This is a genomic window from Arcobacter sp. CECT 8989 (genome assembly GCF_004116715.1).
Taxonomy (GTDB): Bacteria; Campylobacterota; Campylobacteria; order Campylobacterales; family Arcobacteraceae; genus Halarcobacter.
Genome location: NZ_PDKE01000009.1, coordinates 123849 through 140473, shown reverse-complemented (window position 1 = coordinate 140473; position 16625 = coordinate 123849). Strand labels below are relative to the sequence as shown.

Here is a 16625-nt window from a genome sequence, read left to right as displayed (position 1 = left end):
GAAAATACTTCCCTATTATTTTTGCTTGCAGTTTTAAAGCATAGATCATTACTATTAGGAATATAAACACTATTCCCATACCTAATGCCATAAACTTTACTGCTTCCGCAATTAAGTTTGTTTCCATGTTTTTCCTCTAGTTCAATTTAGATAATCTATTGTAATCAAATAATAAAACTTTTTCTTCTTCTTTTGTGCTAATTTTATTGTTCAACCGTGCTATTTTTTTAGTTCAATAGTGCTACAATGGTTACCATGAAAAAAGAAACATTGGAAAAAAGAACTAGAATTGCAAATGATATTCTTTACTACATCTACACTCATATCGATACTCACATAGATATTGAGGAGTTAAGTTATGACTTACAAATTAGTAAATTCCATATGCATAGAATCTTTAAAGAAGCTTTTGGGAAAAACATCTATGAAAGCATAAAATCAATTAGATTACAAAAAGCGGCAAACCTTTTACTTACAAATAGATACTCTACAATTTCTGATATTGCAAACTCTTGTGGATATAGTTCTCAATCTTCATTTATTAAAGCTTTTAAAAATAGATTTGACTTTTCTCCTAAAGAGTGGAGAAATAATGGATACAAAGAGTATTCAAATAGAATTTTAGAAGAATCAGAGTTTGCATTAAAATCTACGGCTGATTTCTCAAACTTAGAACCCAAGATAGTTAAAATGCCTTATTTAGAGAGTTATTATATAAGAAATAAAGGCTACAACGTAAATATTAAACAGACTTGGCAAAAACTTCAAACATGGATTTTAAGCTCTGATATAAAAGAGTATAAACAAATTGCCCTACTTCATGATAATCCTACAATTACTCACTTAAATGAGTGCCAATATATTGCTTGTGTAAAAACTGATGCCTATAATGAGAAGCTTCCTAAGTTTAAAATTGCAAAAGGTGTTTATGCAAAATTTGATTTAGTAGGTAACCATGGTGATATGCTAAAATTTATTCACTGGGTTTATCATGAGTGGTTATTAAAAAGTGGATATGAAACAACAACTAAACCATCATACGCTGTATATAAAAAGAATAATTTCTTAAGCGATGATGATAAGTTTGAGCTAAGTTTTTATGTATCTGTTAAATTTTAAGCCGATAGTGAATCAAGTTTACCTTGAATATACTTTTTCACATCATTGTAATTAATTGTTTCTTTGAAATCATCAAATTTACAACCGCTAGCATTAACATGGCCTCCGCCATTTGCTAGTTTTTGAGCTATTAAAGAAACATTAACTTTTCCATCTGCACGGAATGAAGTATTTCCTTTTTTACTAATATCAATAAAAAAGTCAAAATCTGGATTTGCTTTTAAAAATGCATTTGCAGGAATAGAAATAGAACCTAAAGTATAAGTCAATAAACCTTTATGTCCTTTATAAGTTACAGTTAACTCATCTTTTAGTCCCTCTAAAGAGTGAACTAAATATTTTGCTGCAAGGTTATCTATTGTATCATCAACTCCATCTTGTTTTAGAAACTCTTTTTTTAAGCTATGAATACTATCATCTAAAAGAATATTTCCATTCTCTTTGTCTAAGAAACTTGATGCTTCTTTTAATAAATGAAGTCTAAACTCTCTGTTTAAATCAGCAAATAAAACATTGTTTATTTCTCTTACTTTACTAATCATTGTAAGTAATACTTTTCCAAATTCAAAGTTTTGAGTCTCATGGTCTAGCCAGATATCAATTGCATTTACACTATCAATTAGTGGTTTTAACCACTTTCTAGTCTCTTCATCAAATGCATCATATGTTTCAAGCATATAATCATAAGTGATTTTTGCAGCACATCTTTTTATGTCTAAATAATACCAGTCATATTTTGCTGCACTTTTTTCACCAGTTGCATGATGATCTAATAATTGTAGTTTGATGTTATATCCATCAGCAGTTAAAGCCTCAATACTTTTGTTTAAGTCCTTAGCTTCTTGAAGTGTTAAATTTAAATCTGTAATTAAAAAAAGAATCTCTTCATCTTTTAAAGATTCTATCTCTTCTAAAATCTTTTTAAGTGAAAGTTTTACCTCTAAACCATAATTAGCGTTATAGAAAAAACCTTCTTTGAAGTACTCTTTTGTGATTAATTGACAGCTAAATCCATCTAAATCTGTATGAGATAAATGAAAAAGCTTCATGTAGCAATGTCCTTTAATGTAAGACTTCCTAAAAAGTCATTTATTTTGCCTTGTAGATTATTTAATAATGGCCAAACGCTACATGCATTTGCTATATCTTGAGGACATGATGTAACAGAAGGAGAGCATTCAAATACCGATGGTATCTTTTCCTCTGCAACTGTTGTAATCTCTAAAATAGTGATTTCATCATAAGGTTTCTTTAAAACAAAACCTCCATTAACTCCCCTTTGAGAAAGTACAATATTGTTTTTTGCAAGGTTTTGCATTATTTTTGCTAAAAAAGATTTAGGAATATTTAATTCTTTTGATAAAACATCAACATTCTTTGGGCTATCACTTTTTGCAATAGAAATCAAAGAAAGTAAAGCATATTCGCTCTTTTTAGTTAGTAACATTTTTTCCCTAATAATATTTTTCTAAATATTCTACAAGAAGATTTATTAATCTTTATTATTAATAAAAACTAATTTTTATCTTTATGTTTAATTCAAAAAAAAAGGTTGCAAGAAATCTTGCAACCTTTTTTACTCTTTTAAAAGCTATAAATTACTTAGCTCTGATTCCTAAGTCTGCAATTAATGAAGTGAATCTTGAATAATCAGTTTTTCTTAAATATGCTAAAAGTCTTTTTCTTTTACCAACCATTTTTAAAAGACCTAATCTTGATGAGTGATCTTTTTTGTTTGTTTTTAAGTGCTCAGTTAATACTTTGATTTGCTCTGTTAAAAGTGCAATTTGTACTTCTGCTGAACCTGTATCGTTATCTTCTCTTCTGTATTTTGCAATAATTTCTGCTTTTACGTCCTGATCTAAAGCCATAATGACCTCCTAATAGGTATATTATCTCACTTTTATAAAGTGGAACCGGATTTTATCTTAAACTATATTAATCTTTCTTTAAGGAAAAAACTAATTTTCTATAAATCTTAGTTAAATTTAAACAAAGTAAACTATAATACACAAACACAAAGAAAAGGTCATTAAATGCAATCACTGAAACTAACTTTAGATAAAGCCTACTCATACAAACTTTTTATGCTTGTTGCATTCTCACTATTTGCATCAGTAATGTATCAAGGTCATATTCAACAAGGTGGAATCTACTCTATTCTTTTTTTTGCTGCACTTGCATTATGTGCTTTTCAAATCGCTTCTACTGTTTATGTAACATTTATAAAAAGAACTATTGATATAAATATTGATGATACATTTATTTCTTGGCACTTTAGTGACAATAATAAAAAGAATAAAGAAGAGAAAATTAAATTAGAAGATATTAAAGATATTAAAACAGAAATAAACTATCTACTTGGAAACTTCTACTCATCTTTTCAAGTTACTTTTTTACTAAAAGATGACTCAGAAGTAGTTTTAACTGATGGTATAACTTATGACTTTGGATTAAAAAAATCAGAAGAAGTTTGTAAATTTTTATTAGATAATGATTTAGGTGAACATCAAGATATCAAGTTTGCACAACTTATTAAAGAATTAAATATTGATACAAGTAAAACAAATCAAAAGTTTACTAAAAAAGCAGGTAATTCTTATTATGTTGGAATTATCTCAGATAATAGAAAAGAGTTCTTATCTCTTAAAATACAAATTGAGACTCTTTATGATGATTATAAAAAAGTAGAAAAGAATGTAAACAATGAATACTTAGTAGCTAGTGATACAATTAAAGATTCTCATATTCATTTAAAATCAAATGCTATAGGACTATTTGTAGAGTTTTATAATGTAAGTAGAAAGCAAGAACTTAAAACACTAAAAGAGTTAGGGAAAAGAAAGAAAATAGGTTTCTAACCTATCATCCCCCTGTTTCATAAAATGCTCTAGTTGAAGTCTCTGTAGAGTCTTCAGATGACCACTTGTTTTTCTCTGGTTTATTTGCTAAAACATCTTTTAATATAGCAGCTGCTTTTTTGATATCCCTTGCTTGAATTGCTTCTTTAATACTTTGTGCATCTTCAAAATATAAACATGGAATTAATACACCACTTGCAGTTAATCTAATTCTATTACATGTTGCACAGAAATCATCTTTATGAGGTTCAATAATACCAAATACATAACCATCTTCTAATTTATAATCTTGAGAAGGTGAAGAACCAGTTCTTTCTTCTTTTGTAAAGTTATATGATTTTCTAATTATTTCTTGAATTTCATCACTTGTTAAACCCTTTGCAGTATCTTTTGCATGAGAGTTTTCCATATACTCAATAAATCTAACAGGATAACCTTTTTCTCTACAGAATTCTAAAATATCAACTAACTCTGTATCATTTATTCCTTGCATAGGTACACAGTTTATTTTTATTTTTAAACCTACTTTATCAGCAGCTTCAATTCCTTTTAGAACCTTTTTTAAAACATTCTTTTGTGCTACTTTTGCAGCTACATCTTCTTTTAATGAGTCTAAAGAAACATTAATTCTTTTAAGTCCTGCATCTTTTAGTTTTTGTGCTGCTTGGTCTAATAAAAACCCATTTGTTGTAAGTGCTAAATCTATATCTTCTTTATATGTAGCTATCATTTCTATAAAGTTTTCTAAACCTTCTCTTAATAAAGGTTCTCCACCAGTAATTCTTACTTTCTTGATACCTTCGTCTATTCCAACTTTTATAAATTCAAATAAATCTTCATAGCTTAATAACTCTTCTTTAGGTACCCAAGAGAATGGTTTTTCTGGCATACAATATTGGCATCTAAAGTTACATCTTTCTGTAACTGAAACCCTTAGATAGTCTACTTTTCTACCAAATCCATCTACTAGCATAAATGCTCCAATTTAAATTTTCCTAAGCTTAATATAAATCCCCTTAAATTTGACAAATATTTAGGTGCTAATTTACATATTAAATAAGAAGGAAGTAATATCAAAATTGCACATTAATTATACAAAAATTCTAAAAAGTAGGTAATTTTTTACAATATAATTGTATTTGCTACACAATTGCTATATTTAGAATATATAATTTTGTTGTGAAAAATAAAAAAAGGATGAAATGATGAAATTACTTAAAACTGTTACATTAAGTCTTGCTGCTTTAGCAATGACTGCATCGGTATCTATGGCAGATACACTTGACGATACGAAGAAGAAAGGTTACTTAAGTTGTGGACTAAATACTGGTCTTCCTGGATTTGCTGCTCCTGATACAGATGGTGTTTGGAAAGGTATAGATGTTGATTTTTGTAAAGCTGTTGCGGCAGCAGTTTTAGGTGATGCATCTAAAGTTAAATATGCTCACTTAAATGCAAAAGAGAGATTTACTGCTTTACAAAGTGGTGAAATTGATGTTCTTTCAAGAAATACAACTTGGACAGCAACAAGAGATACTTCTTTAGGATTAAACTTCATTGGTGCAAACTATTATGATGGTCAAGGTTTTATGGTAAAGAAAGACCTTGGTGTAACATCAGCTAAAGAGCTTGATGGAGCTGCATTTTGTATTCAAGCAGGAACTACAACTGAGCTTAACTTAACTGATTATTTCAAAGCAAACAACATGGCGTATACTCCAATTACATATGATACTACAGCTCAAACAATTGAAGGTTTTAAAGCTGGAAGATGTGATGTTATTACTTCTGATGCTTCTCAATTATATGCTTTAAGAACAAAACTAAAAGATCCAAATTCTGCAATTGTTTTACCTGAAATTATTTCAAAAGAGCCTTTAGGTCCTGTTGTTAGACAAGGTGATGACAAATGGTTTAATATCGCAAAATGGACTCATATTGCAATGTTAAATGCAGAAGAGTTAGGTATTACTTCTAAAAATGTTGACGAGATGTTAAAATCTAATAATCCAAATGTAAAAAGATTATTAGGAACTTCATCAAATATTGGTGAGCAAATGGGTCTTGATGCAAAATGGGCTTATAATATTATCAAACAAGTTGGTAACTATGGAGAAGTATTTGATAGAAATGTTGGAAAAGACTCTCCATTAAAAATTGACAGAGGTCTAAATAAACTTTGGAAAGACGGTGGTTTACAATATGGAGCACCAATTAGATAAGAAAAGTAGAAATACTTATTTTATTTAATACAAAAGAAGAAGATTTTCTTCTTCTTTTAATGACAAGGTAAAAAAATGAAAAAAATAAAAAAAGAACCTCAGGAAAATGTAGCCTTTTATAACAATCCTGAAAAAAGAGCTATCATTTATCAAATACTTGCACTTGCAGGGATATTTATATTTACATATTTTATTTTAAATAATATGTTTATAAATATTGAAAAACGTGGGATTAATACAGGGTTTGACTTTTTAAGTAGTGAAGCCGGATTTGGAATCGTACAATCACTTATTGAGTATGATGAATCAAACTCTCATGGAAAAGTTTTTATTGTTGGTTTATTAAATACTATTTTAGTTTCTGCTATTGGTATATTTTTTGCTTCAATACTTGGTCTTTTAATTGGAATTGGAAGACTTTCTAAAAACTTTATGATTTCTAAACTTTGTATGGTATATGTTGAAACTTTTAGGAATATTCCTATTCTTCTACAAATACTATTTTGGTATAATGTTGTATTAGCTTCACTGCCTAGTCCTAGGCAATCAATCACTTATTTTGATTCTATTTTCTTTAATAATAGAGGTCTTTATATTCCTAAACCTATTTTAGAAAGTGGTTTTATAGCTGTTATCATTGCTTTTATTTTAGCAGTTGTTGCATGTGCTTATTTAGTAAAATGGGCAAGAAAAAAACATGATGAAACAGGAGAAGAGTTTCCTGTTGTTTGGACTTCTTTAGCTATTTTAATAGCTGCACCAACTTTAGTATTCTTTGTAAGTGGAACACCTGCTACTTTAGAGTATGCAGAACTTAAAGGATTTAATTTTAGAGGTGGTTGGACTTTAATTCCAGAACTTCTTGCACTTGCTTTTGCTCTTAGTATTTATACAGCAACCTATATTGCTGAAGCTGTACGTGCTGGTATTGAAGCAGTACCAAAGGGACAAAAAGAAGCAGCTCATGCATTAGGATTAAAAGAACATATAATCTTAAAAAAAGTTGTTTTACCACAAGCATTAAGGGTTATTATTCCACCTGTGATTAATCAATACCTTAACTTGACTAAAAACTCTTCACTAGCCACGGCAATTGGTTACCCAGAGTTAGTAACAATCTTCGCAGGAACTTCTTTAAACCAAGTTGGACAAGCAATTGAAATTATTCTAATGACAATGGCTGTTTATTTAACAATTAGTATAGTTATCTCAATTATCATGAACTATATTAATGAAAAAATAAAGATTAAGGAGAGATAGAGATGGCAATTTATGAAACAAAACAAGCTCGTCCTGCTCCTTCAGGAACAAAAGGATTAGTTCACTGGTTAAAAGAGAATCTATTTTCAGATATTACAAGTTCTATTTTAACAATACTGTCTTTTATACTTTTATATATAACGGTTCCACCTCTACTTGATTGGATGATTTTTGATGCAACATGGAGTGGAACAAAAGAAGAGATTACAAAAGATGGTGCTAGATGGATTTTTATTTATGAAAAATTCAATCAGTTTATCTATGGTTTCTATCCAGAAGAACAATACTGGAGACCAAACTTAGTACTTGCAATCTTTATTTTATATACAATTGGATTTAGAAATATAAATAATACTCTTGCAAGAGCATTTATTATTATCTCTTTCCCTATTATCTCAGTAGTTTTACTTTACGGTGGTTTTGGTTTAGAGATTATTCCTACAACTAAATGGGGTGGATTACTACTTACTATTGTTGTAGCTGCTGTTGGTATTATTGTTTCTTTCCCTATTGGTATTGTTTTTGCTCTTGGTAGACAATCAAATATGCCAATTATTAGAACAATAAGTGTTATGTATATTGAGTTTATTAGAGGTGTTCCTTTAATTACTCTATTATTCATGTCATCTGTTATTTTACCACTATTCTTTCCAGAGAATATGGACTTTGATAAACTTCTTAGAGCATTAATTGGTATTACACTTTTCCAAGCTGCTTATATTGCAGAAGTTATTAGAGGTGGTCTTCAAGCTATTCCAAAAGGTCAATATGAAGCTGCTGATTCAATAGGGTTAAATTATTGGCAAACGATGGGGCTAATTATTTTACCTCAAGCACTTAAAATTTCAATTCCAAATATTGTTGGTTCATTTATCTCTTTATTTAAAGATACAACATTAGTATTAATTATTGGATTATTTGATGTTTTAGCAATGGTTACATTAACATCAACAGACCCAAATTGGTTAGGATTTGAAACAGAAGGATATGTATTTGTAACCTTTATTTACTGGGTTATCTGTTTTAGTATGTCTAAATATGCTAAATCAATTGAAGAAAAATTTAACACAGATCACAAATAGGAAAATATAATGAGTGAATTAGAATATATGATAGAAATGAACAATGTAAATAAGTGGTATGGTGATTTCCACGTTTTAAAAGATGTTAATTTAAAAGTAAAAAAAGGTGAGAAAATTGTAATTTGTGGACCTTCTGGTTCTGGTAAATCTACTACTATTAGATGTATGAATAGACTAGAACAATTCCAAGAAGGACAAATTGTTATAAATGGTTTAGAATTAACAGAAGATGTAAAAAGAATTAGAGAGATTAGAACTCATGTAGGAATGGTTTTCCAACACTTTAACCTATTCCCTCACCTTTCAATCTTAGAAAACCTGATTCTTGCTCCAACGTGGGTATCTAAAAAACCTAGAAATGAAGCTATTGAAACTGCAATGCACTATTTAGAAAGAGTAAAAATTGCAGAGCAAGCTCATAAATATCCAAATCAATTATCAGGTGGGCAACAACAAAGGGTTGCAATTGCAAGATGTCTTTGTAATAATCCAGAGATAATGCTTTTTGATGAACCAACTTCAGCACTAGACCCAGAGATGATTGGGGAAGTTCTTGATGTAATGGTTGAATTAGCAGATGAAGGTATTACTATGGTTTGTGTTACACATGAGATGGGGTTTGCAAAAAAGGTTGCAGATAGAGTTATCTTTATGGATGCAGGGCAAATTGTAGAAGAAAATACCCCTGAAGAATTCTTTGAAAATCCTCAATCTGATAGGTTAAAACTATTCTTAGAACAAATTTTAGACCACTAAAACTTAATTCACAAAGAGTTTTTCTTTGTGAATTAAACTATTTATTTCTTAGCTTTATTCCATTTTTTTTCATAAAAATTAGCCATAAAAACCAAAAAACAAATGTCACACCTAATGCTGCATAAATAGCAGGCATAGGATCATCAAGTTTGGAAATAGAACCTGCATATGCAATCACACATAAATATGGAATAGTTCCTAAAGACCAAGCAAAAAAGAATCTTTTAAAAGACATTTTACAAGTTCCCGCTAAACATGAAGAGATTTCAGGAAGCATAGGAACAGCTCTTGAAAGAATCAAAACCAAAACTCCATATTTATTAAAAAGTTCTGTCATCTCTAACTTTTGTTCTTCATCACTTGAAAGTTTATCTAAAATTTTTTTGCCATGTTTTCTTGATAAAAAGTAGCCTGTAAAAGAAGCTGAAAAAAGTCCTAAAAAAGTATAAAACACAGCCAATTCAAAACCAATAAAATACCCTGCTAGAATAATAATTGTCATAGTTGGAACGGCAATAAATAAATCTATAAAAAGAAGTAAAACAATTAAACCTCCCAAGATATAAGAAGGTTGTGACTTCAATGTAGCGAAGATTTCTTTTATATCTTCAACAGTTAAAACTCCACTAAACTTTATAATAAGAAGTGTTGTTGTAAAAATAGTTGCTAAAATTAGAATAGATTTGATTAGTAGTTTCATTTTACTCTTAACTAGAAGCTAGCCAAATTCCTATTCCTATCATCATAGTTCCTGCAATTTTATTTATTAGTTTTACATTATTACTATTTTGTAAAAGTTTTCTAAGAGTTGTTCCACCACTTGCATAGATAATCAAACACATAAACTCTAAGAACAGTATTATTAAAAGTAGAACGGAAAGCTGTGGAGCTAATTCTAAATTTTTATCGATAAAAGGAGGAAGTAAAGCAATGAAAAATGCCCAACCTTTTGGATTTGCAATTGCTGTTAAAAACCCTTGTAGGGCTAAGTTCTTTCTAGAAACACTATAAGAGCACTCATCTAAACTAACAGCCATTTTTCCCTTTGACATCCACATTTGAATACCAAGATAAGCTAAATAAGCTCCACCACCATACTTTAAAACTAAAAATATAGTTGGGTATTTTAGCATTATGGTTGCAACCCCAATAACAGATGCACTAGCAACCAACCCTACTCCAATAAGTTCTCCATACATCATAAAAAATGTTCTTTTTAAACCAATACTCATTCCCATGCTTAAAGCTAAGGTCATACACATACCAGGAGTAATAGAAACAATAAAAAATGTAGGAATAAAAACAGCTAATAATGTTAAGTTTAATAAGTCAAACAGCATAAATCCTTTATAAAAAGGATATTATACTTAAAAAGTAATTTTCGTTTATTTAAGATTTTATATTAATTAGAGTTTGAGTCATCTCATCATGAGACTTCAATGCTTTTAATTGAGCTTCTGCAAGTCTTGCTGCAAAATCTTCTTCTACAAAAGCAGAAGTGAAATCAGCACTTTGCTGTGGTGTTATAGGATTTTCTTTATCATAGGCTCGATAAAACCCTTCTTGTATTCTACCTTGTGCTTGCCCCATATAACTAAGACTATTTTGAAAACCTGAAAATAAATCGTGATAACCCATTCTTTTCTCCTATGATTCAACTTTAAGAATATATTCTTGACTTGTTTTATTATTATGTATATCTAAAGACTTTAACATAACATCAGTAATATTTGTTTGAGTCTGAAGCTTCTTAAAACCTAATTGTCTTTTTCTACTGTCTTTTATAGTATCTAATGCAAAATCAAATAAAGAGTCATATTTTTCAATTAGTTTTTCTTCCTCCTCTGTAAAAGGAAGTTCATGATTTAGACTATTTTTATTTAAAATATGAAAATTGATAATATAAAGTTCATCCTCTTTTAGACCTATTTCTTTTAAAACTTTAAGTGTCTCAAGGTGAGCTTGTTTTTCTAAATCACTCATCGTATCAAGGGTGTCATTTAGTAACTCTTGATAATTAACATTTTCAAAAAAAGAAGAAAACTCATCTTTATTTTTCTGTGAAATTTCTTCTTTTGTTTTTTTATCAGGATTAAAAAAAGTATTAAATAAACCAGATACAAGACTCATAATATAACTTATCCTTAAATATATAATACTATATATTATGAAAATAAGTTTTTAAAGAAGCTTAAAAATCCTTTCTTTTCTTCGTTTAACATATTATAGGCTTCATTTATTGAATCAACTCTATTTGCTGCAAATAGTAAAATAGCTACATTTAGCTTAGCTAATTTAATTGTCTCCTTATCAGGATTTTGAATAAATGCTATTGCTTGCTCTAAAGAGATATCTTCAAATTTTCTTGTATAGTTAATATCTAATTGTTTTAAATCAACACTCTTTTCTTCGATTTTCCCATTTTCATTTACCCAATATTTGAAGTTAGAGAAAACTTCTGTTGTACCTTCATTCCCTTTTAAAACTAAAAGGTTTTCATAGTTACTTCCAAAAAGTTTTGTGTATTTTTCTACATATGGTTTATGAAAAGCTGATGTAATTGAGTATTTAGAGTTTGCAGGATTTAAAAGTTTTTCTGTTGTATTAAATACTGTTCTCATATAAAGTTTTTTTCTAAGTTCAGTTAAATCAGATAACTCTTTGAAATAATCTTTTCTATCAAAGAAATGAATATTGTCTTCTAACTCAATATTTGTAGCAATATCTTTTACAGTAATTCCCTCTTTTGCTGGTTGACAAAAATCTCCACTAATAACAATATCAAGTGGTTTTATATGATTGTTTTTTTCAAAAAACTCTTTTAATATCTTTCCATATAAAGGGAAAAGATAAGGTTGTTTTGTTTTTCCATCATATGAAAAACCTAATTCAATAGATTCTGGAATATTTTCTCTTTTAATATATTTGTCAAAGGCTTGTAAACAGCCAGCTAACTCTTCTTCACTTTCAAGTTTCACTCTTAAAAGCATTAAAAAAGCTGCAGCTTGTTCAGGTTCACATTTTTGTTCTAATATCCCTTGAATAGCTTCAATTATTTCTTCTTTTGTTAAATCTCTATTTGATTTTGGTCCCGTTCCAACGGCTTTTATATATTTAAAAAAATTCATAAATGTCCTAGATAAAATATTTTTTGTATTTTAACACAAAAAGTTAATTAAATCACAAAAAATATGCAATTATATTGTAGAATAAACCATTATGAAAGTTTCATTATTACTATTAATACTCATTAGCTCAATTTTTGCCAACTCTAAAATCTATAATGCTTATGCTTTAGCCATTTATGATAAAGATGAAAACAAAGAAATTATAAAAAATAAAAGAGTTACCAATAAAGACTATAAAAATATTTGTATAACTGAAGTCTTTGTAAACTCTAGATTTAAAACTGATATTCCCCACGTAACTATTGGAAATTCAAGAGGTCATTATCAATCTTCTAAATCTGTTTATAATAAAAATAATATTAAAGTGGGAGAAATTATGAAGTTCAAGCACTATAATGTCATAAAAGGTTATTTAATAATAACAATAAATAATAAAATATACGACCGCAAGACATACATAAAGTGATTATTTATAAAATATAACTAAAAACTAACGTTTAATTTTGATTTTTATTTTTATTTTTTGTAGAATGTTTGATACAAAATAAAAAAGAGTAATAATGGTCAATAAATTACAGTTAGAAAATCTAATAAATGAAGCTAAAGATATTAAAGTTCTTTACGTAGAGGATGATTATGAAGTCAGGCTAAATATAGCAAAACTTTTAGAAACAATTTTTCCAACTGTTATACTAACTGAAAATGGTCAAGAAGCATTAGATATTTTTAAAAAAGACCCAACAATTGACTTAATTATTACAGATATAAATATGCCTGTAATGAATGGAATAAATTTTATAAAAGAAGCTAGAAAAATAAACTTTAGTATTCCATCAATAATTATTACAGCCCAAAATGATAGAGAACTTATCAATGATGCTATTATTGCAGGGATAGATGGTTTTATACTAAAACCACTTGAACTAGACCAACTTTACAATGCCCTTTTAAACGTAATCAATAAATGTAATCTTATAAAAGAAAATGATAAAAATATTGCGATTTTGAATCAATATAAAGATATTACGAATAAAAGTTCTATTATTTCAAAAACTGATCCAAGTGGAATGATAACCTATGTAAATGATAACTTTTGTGAAATCTCTGGTTACTCTGAAATTGAACTAGTAGGAAGACCTCACAATATAGTTAGGCACCCAGATAATCCAAAAGAGCTTTTTGCAAACCTATGGAAAACAATAAAAAAAGAGAAAAAACCTTGGACAGGTATTATTAAAAACCTAACAAAAAATGGAAAAAGCTATTTTGTAAAATCTACTATAAAACCAATTTTTGATAACAGAGGTGAAATAGTTGAATATATGGCTTTAAGAGATGATATTACACAAATAATGAGTGAGAAGAAACAGCTTATTGCTAGTTTAGACTCATGCAGTAAATCATTTTTAGCCCTTATTCAAATAGAAAACTTTGATATTTTAGATAAGTTTTACGATACAAAAAGTGTAGAAAAGATAGAAACAACCCTAGCAAATGCAATTGTTGCATTACTTCCAAAAGAAGGACAATTTTTTGAAAAAATTTACAAACTTGGGGATGGTTTATTTGCTCTAAGTTGTGATTATACAAGATTAGATAAAGCACAAAAAAAGATAGAGAATATCTTAAGTGAGCTAATAATAAATACAAAACAAGAAACAATAAAACTTGATAATATTGAATACGATATCTCTTTAATAGTTAGCTACTGTGTAGGAGAAAAAAACCTATTTGAAAATGCTAAATATGGCATAGAAAGAGCTGTTGAAACAAATATGAATTTAATCTTTGCAAATAATCTAGTAGATGAAGCTCAAAAGAATGCTCAAAAAAATATTGAGACTATTCATATGGTAAAAAAAGCCCTTGATAATTTTAAAATCATCTCATATTTTCAACCAATTATTGATAATCAAACAAAACAAACGATTAAATATGAATCTCTTGTAAGACTTATCAATGAAGAAGGTGAAACAGTATCACCATTTTTCTTCCTTGATGTATCTAAAAAAGGTGCATACTACACAAAAATTACAAACAGAGTAATTGAGAGTTCATTTAATGTTTTAGATCATATTGAGCACAATGTAAGTATTAATCTTTCTGTTTTAGATATTGAAAACAATGCTATTAGAAACAAACTAATAGAACTTGTTTCAAAGGATAAATACAAAGGTAGAGTAACCTTTGAATTACTAGAAGATGAAAATATTAAAGACTTCAATACAGTTAAAAACTTTATTTCAGATGTTAAGAAAGCTGGAGATGTAAAAATTGCAATTGATGACTTTGGAAGTGGTTATTCTAACTTTGAAAGACTTTTAGAATACACGCCTGATATTTTAAAAATTGATGGAAGTTTAATCAAAAATATTGAAACTGATAGCTTTAGTAGAAACCTAGTTGAAACTATTGTAACTTTTGCTAAAAAGCAAAATATTAAAACAATTGCAGAGTATGTAGAAAATGAAGAGATTTATAATATCTTAAATGAAATCGGAGTTGATTACTCGCAAGGTTACTATTTTGGTAAACCTGAGAAACTAATCTAAATAAAAATGAAGTATCTCTTTTTAGTTCTTCTTTTTTCTTTATCTGCCAATGCTAATTCCTATGGAAGCTTACTTCTTGAAGGAAACTGTACAACATGTCATCACAAAACAAAAAGTATATCAGCACCATCACTAAAGATAGTTGTTACTAGATACAAAGAAGCCTTTTCAGAGAAAAAAGAGTTTGTTTCATATATGAGTTCTTGGGTTTTAAAACCAAAAGAAGAGACTTCAATTATGTTAGATATGATAAAAAAATATGAGTTGATGCCTGAATTAGGCTATGATAAAGATACACTTGAAATAATTTCAAGTTATCTTTATGATATGAAGTTTAATGAAGAAAATTAAAGCTCTTATAAATACTTTTTAAGAACTTCAGGAATTGTTACAGTTCCATCTTCATTTTGATAGTTTTCCATAATAGCTAATAAAGTTCTTCCAACAGCTAATGATGAACCATTTAATGTATGAGCTAAGATGTTTTTCTTTCCATCTTTATATCTGATTTTTGCTCTTCTAGCTTGAAATTCTCTAGTATTAGAAATTGAAGAGATTTCTCTATATTTGTTTTGACCTGGTAACCAAACTTCTAAGTCAATAGTTGTAGCTGCACTAAAACCTAAATCACCCGTACATAATTGTACCTTTTGATGAGCAAGTCCAAGTGAGCTTAATAAATCACTTGCACAAGAAACCATTTTTTCAAATACTTCTTGAGACTCTTCTTGTTTTGTAATAGCAACCATTTCAACTTTGTCAAATTGGTGTTGTCTAATTAGTCCTCTTGTATCTCTTCCTGCACTTCCTGCTTCTTTTCTAAAACAAGGAGTATAAGAAGTTAACATTAAAGGTAACTCTTCAGCTGGAACAATTTCATCATTATAAAGGTTTGTTAGACTTACTTCTGCTGTAGGAATAAGGTATAAATCTTCACCTTCAATTTTAAATAAATCATCTTCAAACTTTGGAAGCTGTCCAGTTCCTTGAAGTGTATTAGAGTTTGCCATAAAAGGAACATACCACTCTTCAAAACCTCTTTCTCTGTTAAAGTCTAACATATAGTTAATAAGTGCTCTTTCTAATCTTGCACCTTGACCTTTTATAGCAGAGAATCTTGATTTAGCTAATTTAACACCTCTTTCAAAGTCTAACCAACCATTATCTAAATCCCAGTGTTCTTTTGGTTCAAAAGAGAATTGAGGTTTTTCACCAATAGTTTCTAATACTACATTCTCTTCTTCATCTGCACCATCTGGAACATTTGCATCTGGAAGATTTGGAACACCAAGTGCAATAGAAGTTAACTTCTCTTCTAAAACTCTTACTTCATCTTCCATTGATTGTTTTTTAGATTTTAATTCATTAATTGAAGCTTGTAAAGGTGCAATATCAAGACCTTCTTTTTTATATTTACCAAACTCTTTAGATAATTTATTTTGCTCAGCAGTAACATTTTCCATCTCTTGTCTTTTTGCTTTTGCATCTTGCGCTAATACTTTTAAATTATCTAAAACCTCTTGTTCTACACCCTTTCTTTTAAGTGCAGTTGCCATAGTTTCAAAATCTTTTTGTAGTTCTCTTACATCAATCATTTTAATCTTTCGCGTTTAATTTTTCGTGATTATATCTAATTTTTTCTATG

General features: G+C 28.6%; 20 protein-coding genes. 9 read left to right on the top strand and 11 right to left on the bottom strand.

Translation table 11 applies throughout. The features are described from left to right. Positions 1 to 127 (bottom strand): OadG family protein (locus tag CRV02_RS09970; RefSeq protein WP_258238984.1); only part of this gene is annotated, 127 nt, incomplete at its 3' end. 128 nt (positions 128 to 255) lie between these two features. On the opposite strand from CRV02_RS09970, the gene CRV02_RS09965 reads away from it, so the two are divergent. Then, positions 256 to 1119: a GyrI-like domain-containing protein gene (locus CRV02_RS09965; RefSeq protein WP_129090204.1), complete on the top strand. Its 864-nt coding sequence runs from the start codon at positions 256 to 258 to the stop codon at positions 1117 to 1119. Here the strand turns inward: CRV02_RS09965 and CRV02_RS09960 are convergent. From CRV02_RS09960 to rpsO, 3 genes are all read right to left on the bottom strand, one after another. Next, positions 1116 to 2168 carry a DHH family phosphoesterase gene (locus CRV02_RS09960; protein WP_129090203.1) on the bottom strand — a complete coding sequence of 351 codons (1053 nt, stop codon included), beginning with the start codon at positions 2166 to 2168 and terminating at the stop codon, positions 1116 to 1118. The two genes, CRV02_RS09965 and CRV02_RS09960, sit on opposite strands and share 4 nt — an antisense overlap. Next, the gene (locus tag CRV02_RS09955) at positions 2165 to 2566 is read right to left on the bottom strand and encodes an Rrf2 family transcriptional regulator (RefSeq protein ID WP_129085348.1); all 402 of its coding nucleotides are present in this window, start codon (positions 2564 to 2566) and stop codon (positions 2165 to 2167) included. The genes CRV02_RS09960 and CRV02_RS09955 overlap by 4 nt, the downstream gene beginning before the upstream one ends. A 151-nt stretch (positions 2567 to 2717) precedes the next feature. Beyond that, positions 2718 to 2990: a 30S ribosomal protein S15 gene (gene rpsO, locus CRV02_RS09950; protein ID WP_129085347.1), complete on the bottom strand. Its 273-nt coding sequence runs from the start codon at positions 2988 to 2990 to the stop codon at positions 2718 to 2720. A 165-nt stretch (positions 2991 to 3155) separates the two neighbouring features. On the opposite strand from rpsO, the gene CRV02_RS09945 reads away from it, so the two are divergent. Further along, positions 3156 to 3980: a hypothetical protein gene (locus tag CRV02_RS09945; protein ID WP_129090202.1), complete on the top strand. Its 825-nt coding sequence runs from the start codon at positions 3156 to 3158 to the stop codon at positions 3978 to 3980. Between the two features lie 4 nt (positions 3981 to 3984). Here CRV02_RS09945 and moaA read toward each other — a convergent pair whose 3' ends face one another. Continuing rightward, a complete protein-coding gene (gene moaA, locus CRV02_RS09940) occupies positions 3985 to 4953 on the bottom strand; it encodes a GTP 3',8-cyclase MoaA (protein WP_129090201.1) in 969 nt (322 codons plus the stop codon). Between the two features lie 232 nt (positions 4954 to 5185). Here moaA and CRV02_RS09935 point away from each other — a divergent pair, with 232 nt between their 5' ends. From CRV02_RS09935 to CRV02_RS09920, 4 genes are all read left to right on the top strand, one after another. Further along, on the top strand, positions 5186 to 6202 hold the full coding sequence (locus CRV02_RS09935; RefSeq protein ID WP_129090200.1) for an amino acid ABC transporter substrate-binding protein: 1017 nt from the start codon (positions 5186 to 5188) through the stop codon (positions 6200 to 6202). Between the two features lie 75 nt (positions 6203 to 6277). After that, positions 6278 to 7462: an amino acid ABC transporter permease gene (locus tag CRV02_RS09930; RefSeq protein ID WP_258239284.1), complete on the top strand. Its 1185-nt coding sequence runs from the start codon at positions 6278 to 6280 to the stop codon at positions 7460 to 7462. Between the two features lie 2 nt (positions 7463 to 7464). Then, positions 7465 to 8544 carry an amino acid ABC transporter permease gene (locus tag CRV02_RS09925; protein ID WP_129090199.1) on the top strand — a complete coding sequence of 360 codons (1080 nt, stop codon included), beginning with the start codon at positions 7465 to 7467 and terminating at the stop codon, positions 8542 to 8544. 27 nt (positions 8545 to 8571) lie between these two features. Next, the gene (locus tag CRV02_RS09920; protein WP_258239084.1) at positions 8572 to 9300 is read left to right on the top strand and encodes an amino acid ABC transporter ATP-binding protein; all 729 of its coding nucleotides are present in this window, start codon (positions 8572 to 8574) and stop codon (positions 9298 to 9300) included. A gap of 37 nt (positions 9301 to 9337) precedes the next feature. Here CRV02_RS09920 and CRV02_RS09915 read toward each other — a convergent pair whose 3' ends face one another. The 5 genes from CRV02_RS09915 to CRV02_RS09895 are packed head-to-tail and all read right to left on the bottom strand — an operon-like array spanning position 9338 to position 12428. Further along, positions 9338 to 10000 carry a VTT domain-containing protein gene (locus CRV02_RS09915; RefSeq protein ID WP_129090198.1) on the bottom strand — a complete coding sequence of 221 codons (663 nt, stop codon included), beginning with the start codon at positions 9998 to 10000 and terminating at the stop codon, positions 9338 to 9340. Between the two features lie 7 nt (positions 10001 to 10007). Beyond that, positions 10008 to 10640, bottom strand: a complete 633-nt coding sequence (locus tag CRV02_RS09910; protein ID WP_258239083.1) for a LysE family translocator — start codon at positions 10638 to 10640, stop codon at positions 10008 to 10010. Positions 10641 to 10689: 49 nt separating this feature from the next. After that, complete coding sequence (locus CRV02_RS09905; protein WP_129090197.1) at positions 10690 to 10938, bottom strand: hypothetical protein; 249 nt, start codon at positions 10936 to 10938, stop codon at positions 10690 to 10692. Positions 10939 to 10947: 9 nt separating this feature from the next. Beyond that, entirely contained in the window at positions 10948 to 11430 is a 483-nt protein-coding gene (locus tag CRV02_RS09900) for a hypothetical protein (protein ID WP_129090196.1), read from the bottom strand. Between the two features lie 35 nt (positions 11431 to 11465). Further along, positions 11466 to 12428, bottom strand: coding sequence for a glycosyl transferase (locus tag CRV02_RS09895; RefSeq protein WP_129090195.1), 963 nt, complete (start codon positions 12426 to 12428; stop codon positions 11466 to 11468). A 91-nt stretch (positions 12429 to 12519) separates the two neighbouring features. On the opposite strand from CRV02_RS09895, the gene CRV02_RS09890 reads away from it, so the two are divergent. From CRV02_RS09890 to CRV02_RS09880, 3 genes are all read left to right on the top strand, one after another. Beyond that, the gene (locus tag CRV02_RS09890) at positions 12520 to 12894 is read left to right on the top strand and encodes a hypothetical protein (RefSeq protein WP_129090194.1); all 375 of its coding nucleotides are present in this window, start codon (positions 12520 to 12522) and stop codon (positions 12892 to 12894) included. Between the two features lie 94 nt (positions 12895 to 12988). Beyond that, positions 12989 to 14980 (top strand): EAL domain-containing protein, encoded by a 1992-nt coding sequence (locus CRV02_RS09885; RefSeq protein ID WP_129090193.1) that lies wholly within the window; start codon positions 12989 to 12991, stop codon positions 14978 to 14980. Between the two features lie 6 nt (positions 14981 to 14986). Beyond that, complete coding sequence (locus tag CRV02_RS09880) at positions 14987 to 15331, top strand: cytochrome C (protein ID WP_258239082.1); 345 nt, start codon at positions 14987 to 14989, stop codon at positions 15329 to 15331. A gap of 5 nt (positions 15332 to 15336) precedes the next feature. On the opposite strand, the gene serS is transcribed toward CRV02_RS09880, so the two are convergent. Continuing rightward, the gene (gene serS / locus CRV02_RS09875) at positions 15337 to 16575 is read right to left on the bottom strand and encodes a serine--tRNA ligase (protein WP_129090192.1); all 1239 of its coding nucleotides are present in this window, start codon (positions 16573 to 16575) and stop codon (positions 15337 to 15339) included. Positions 16576 to 16625 lie beyond the last annotated feature (50 nt).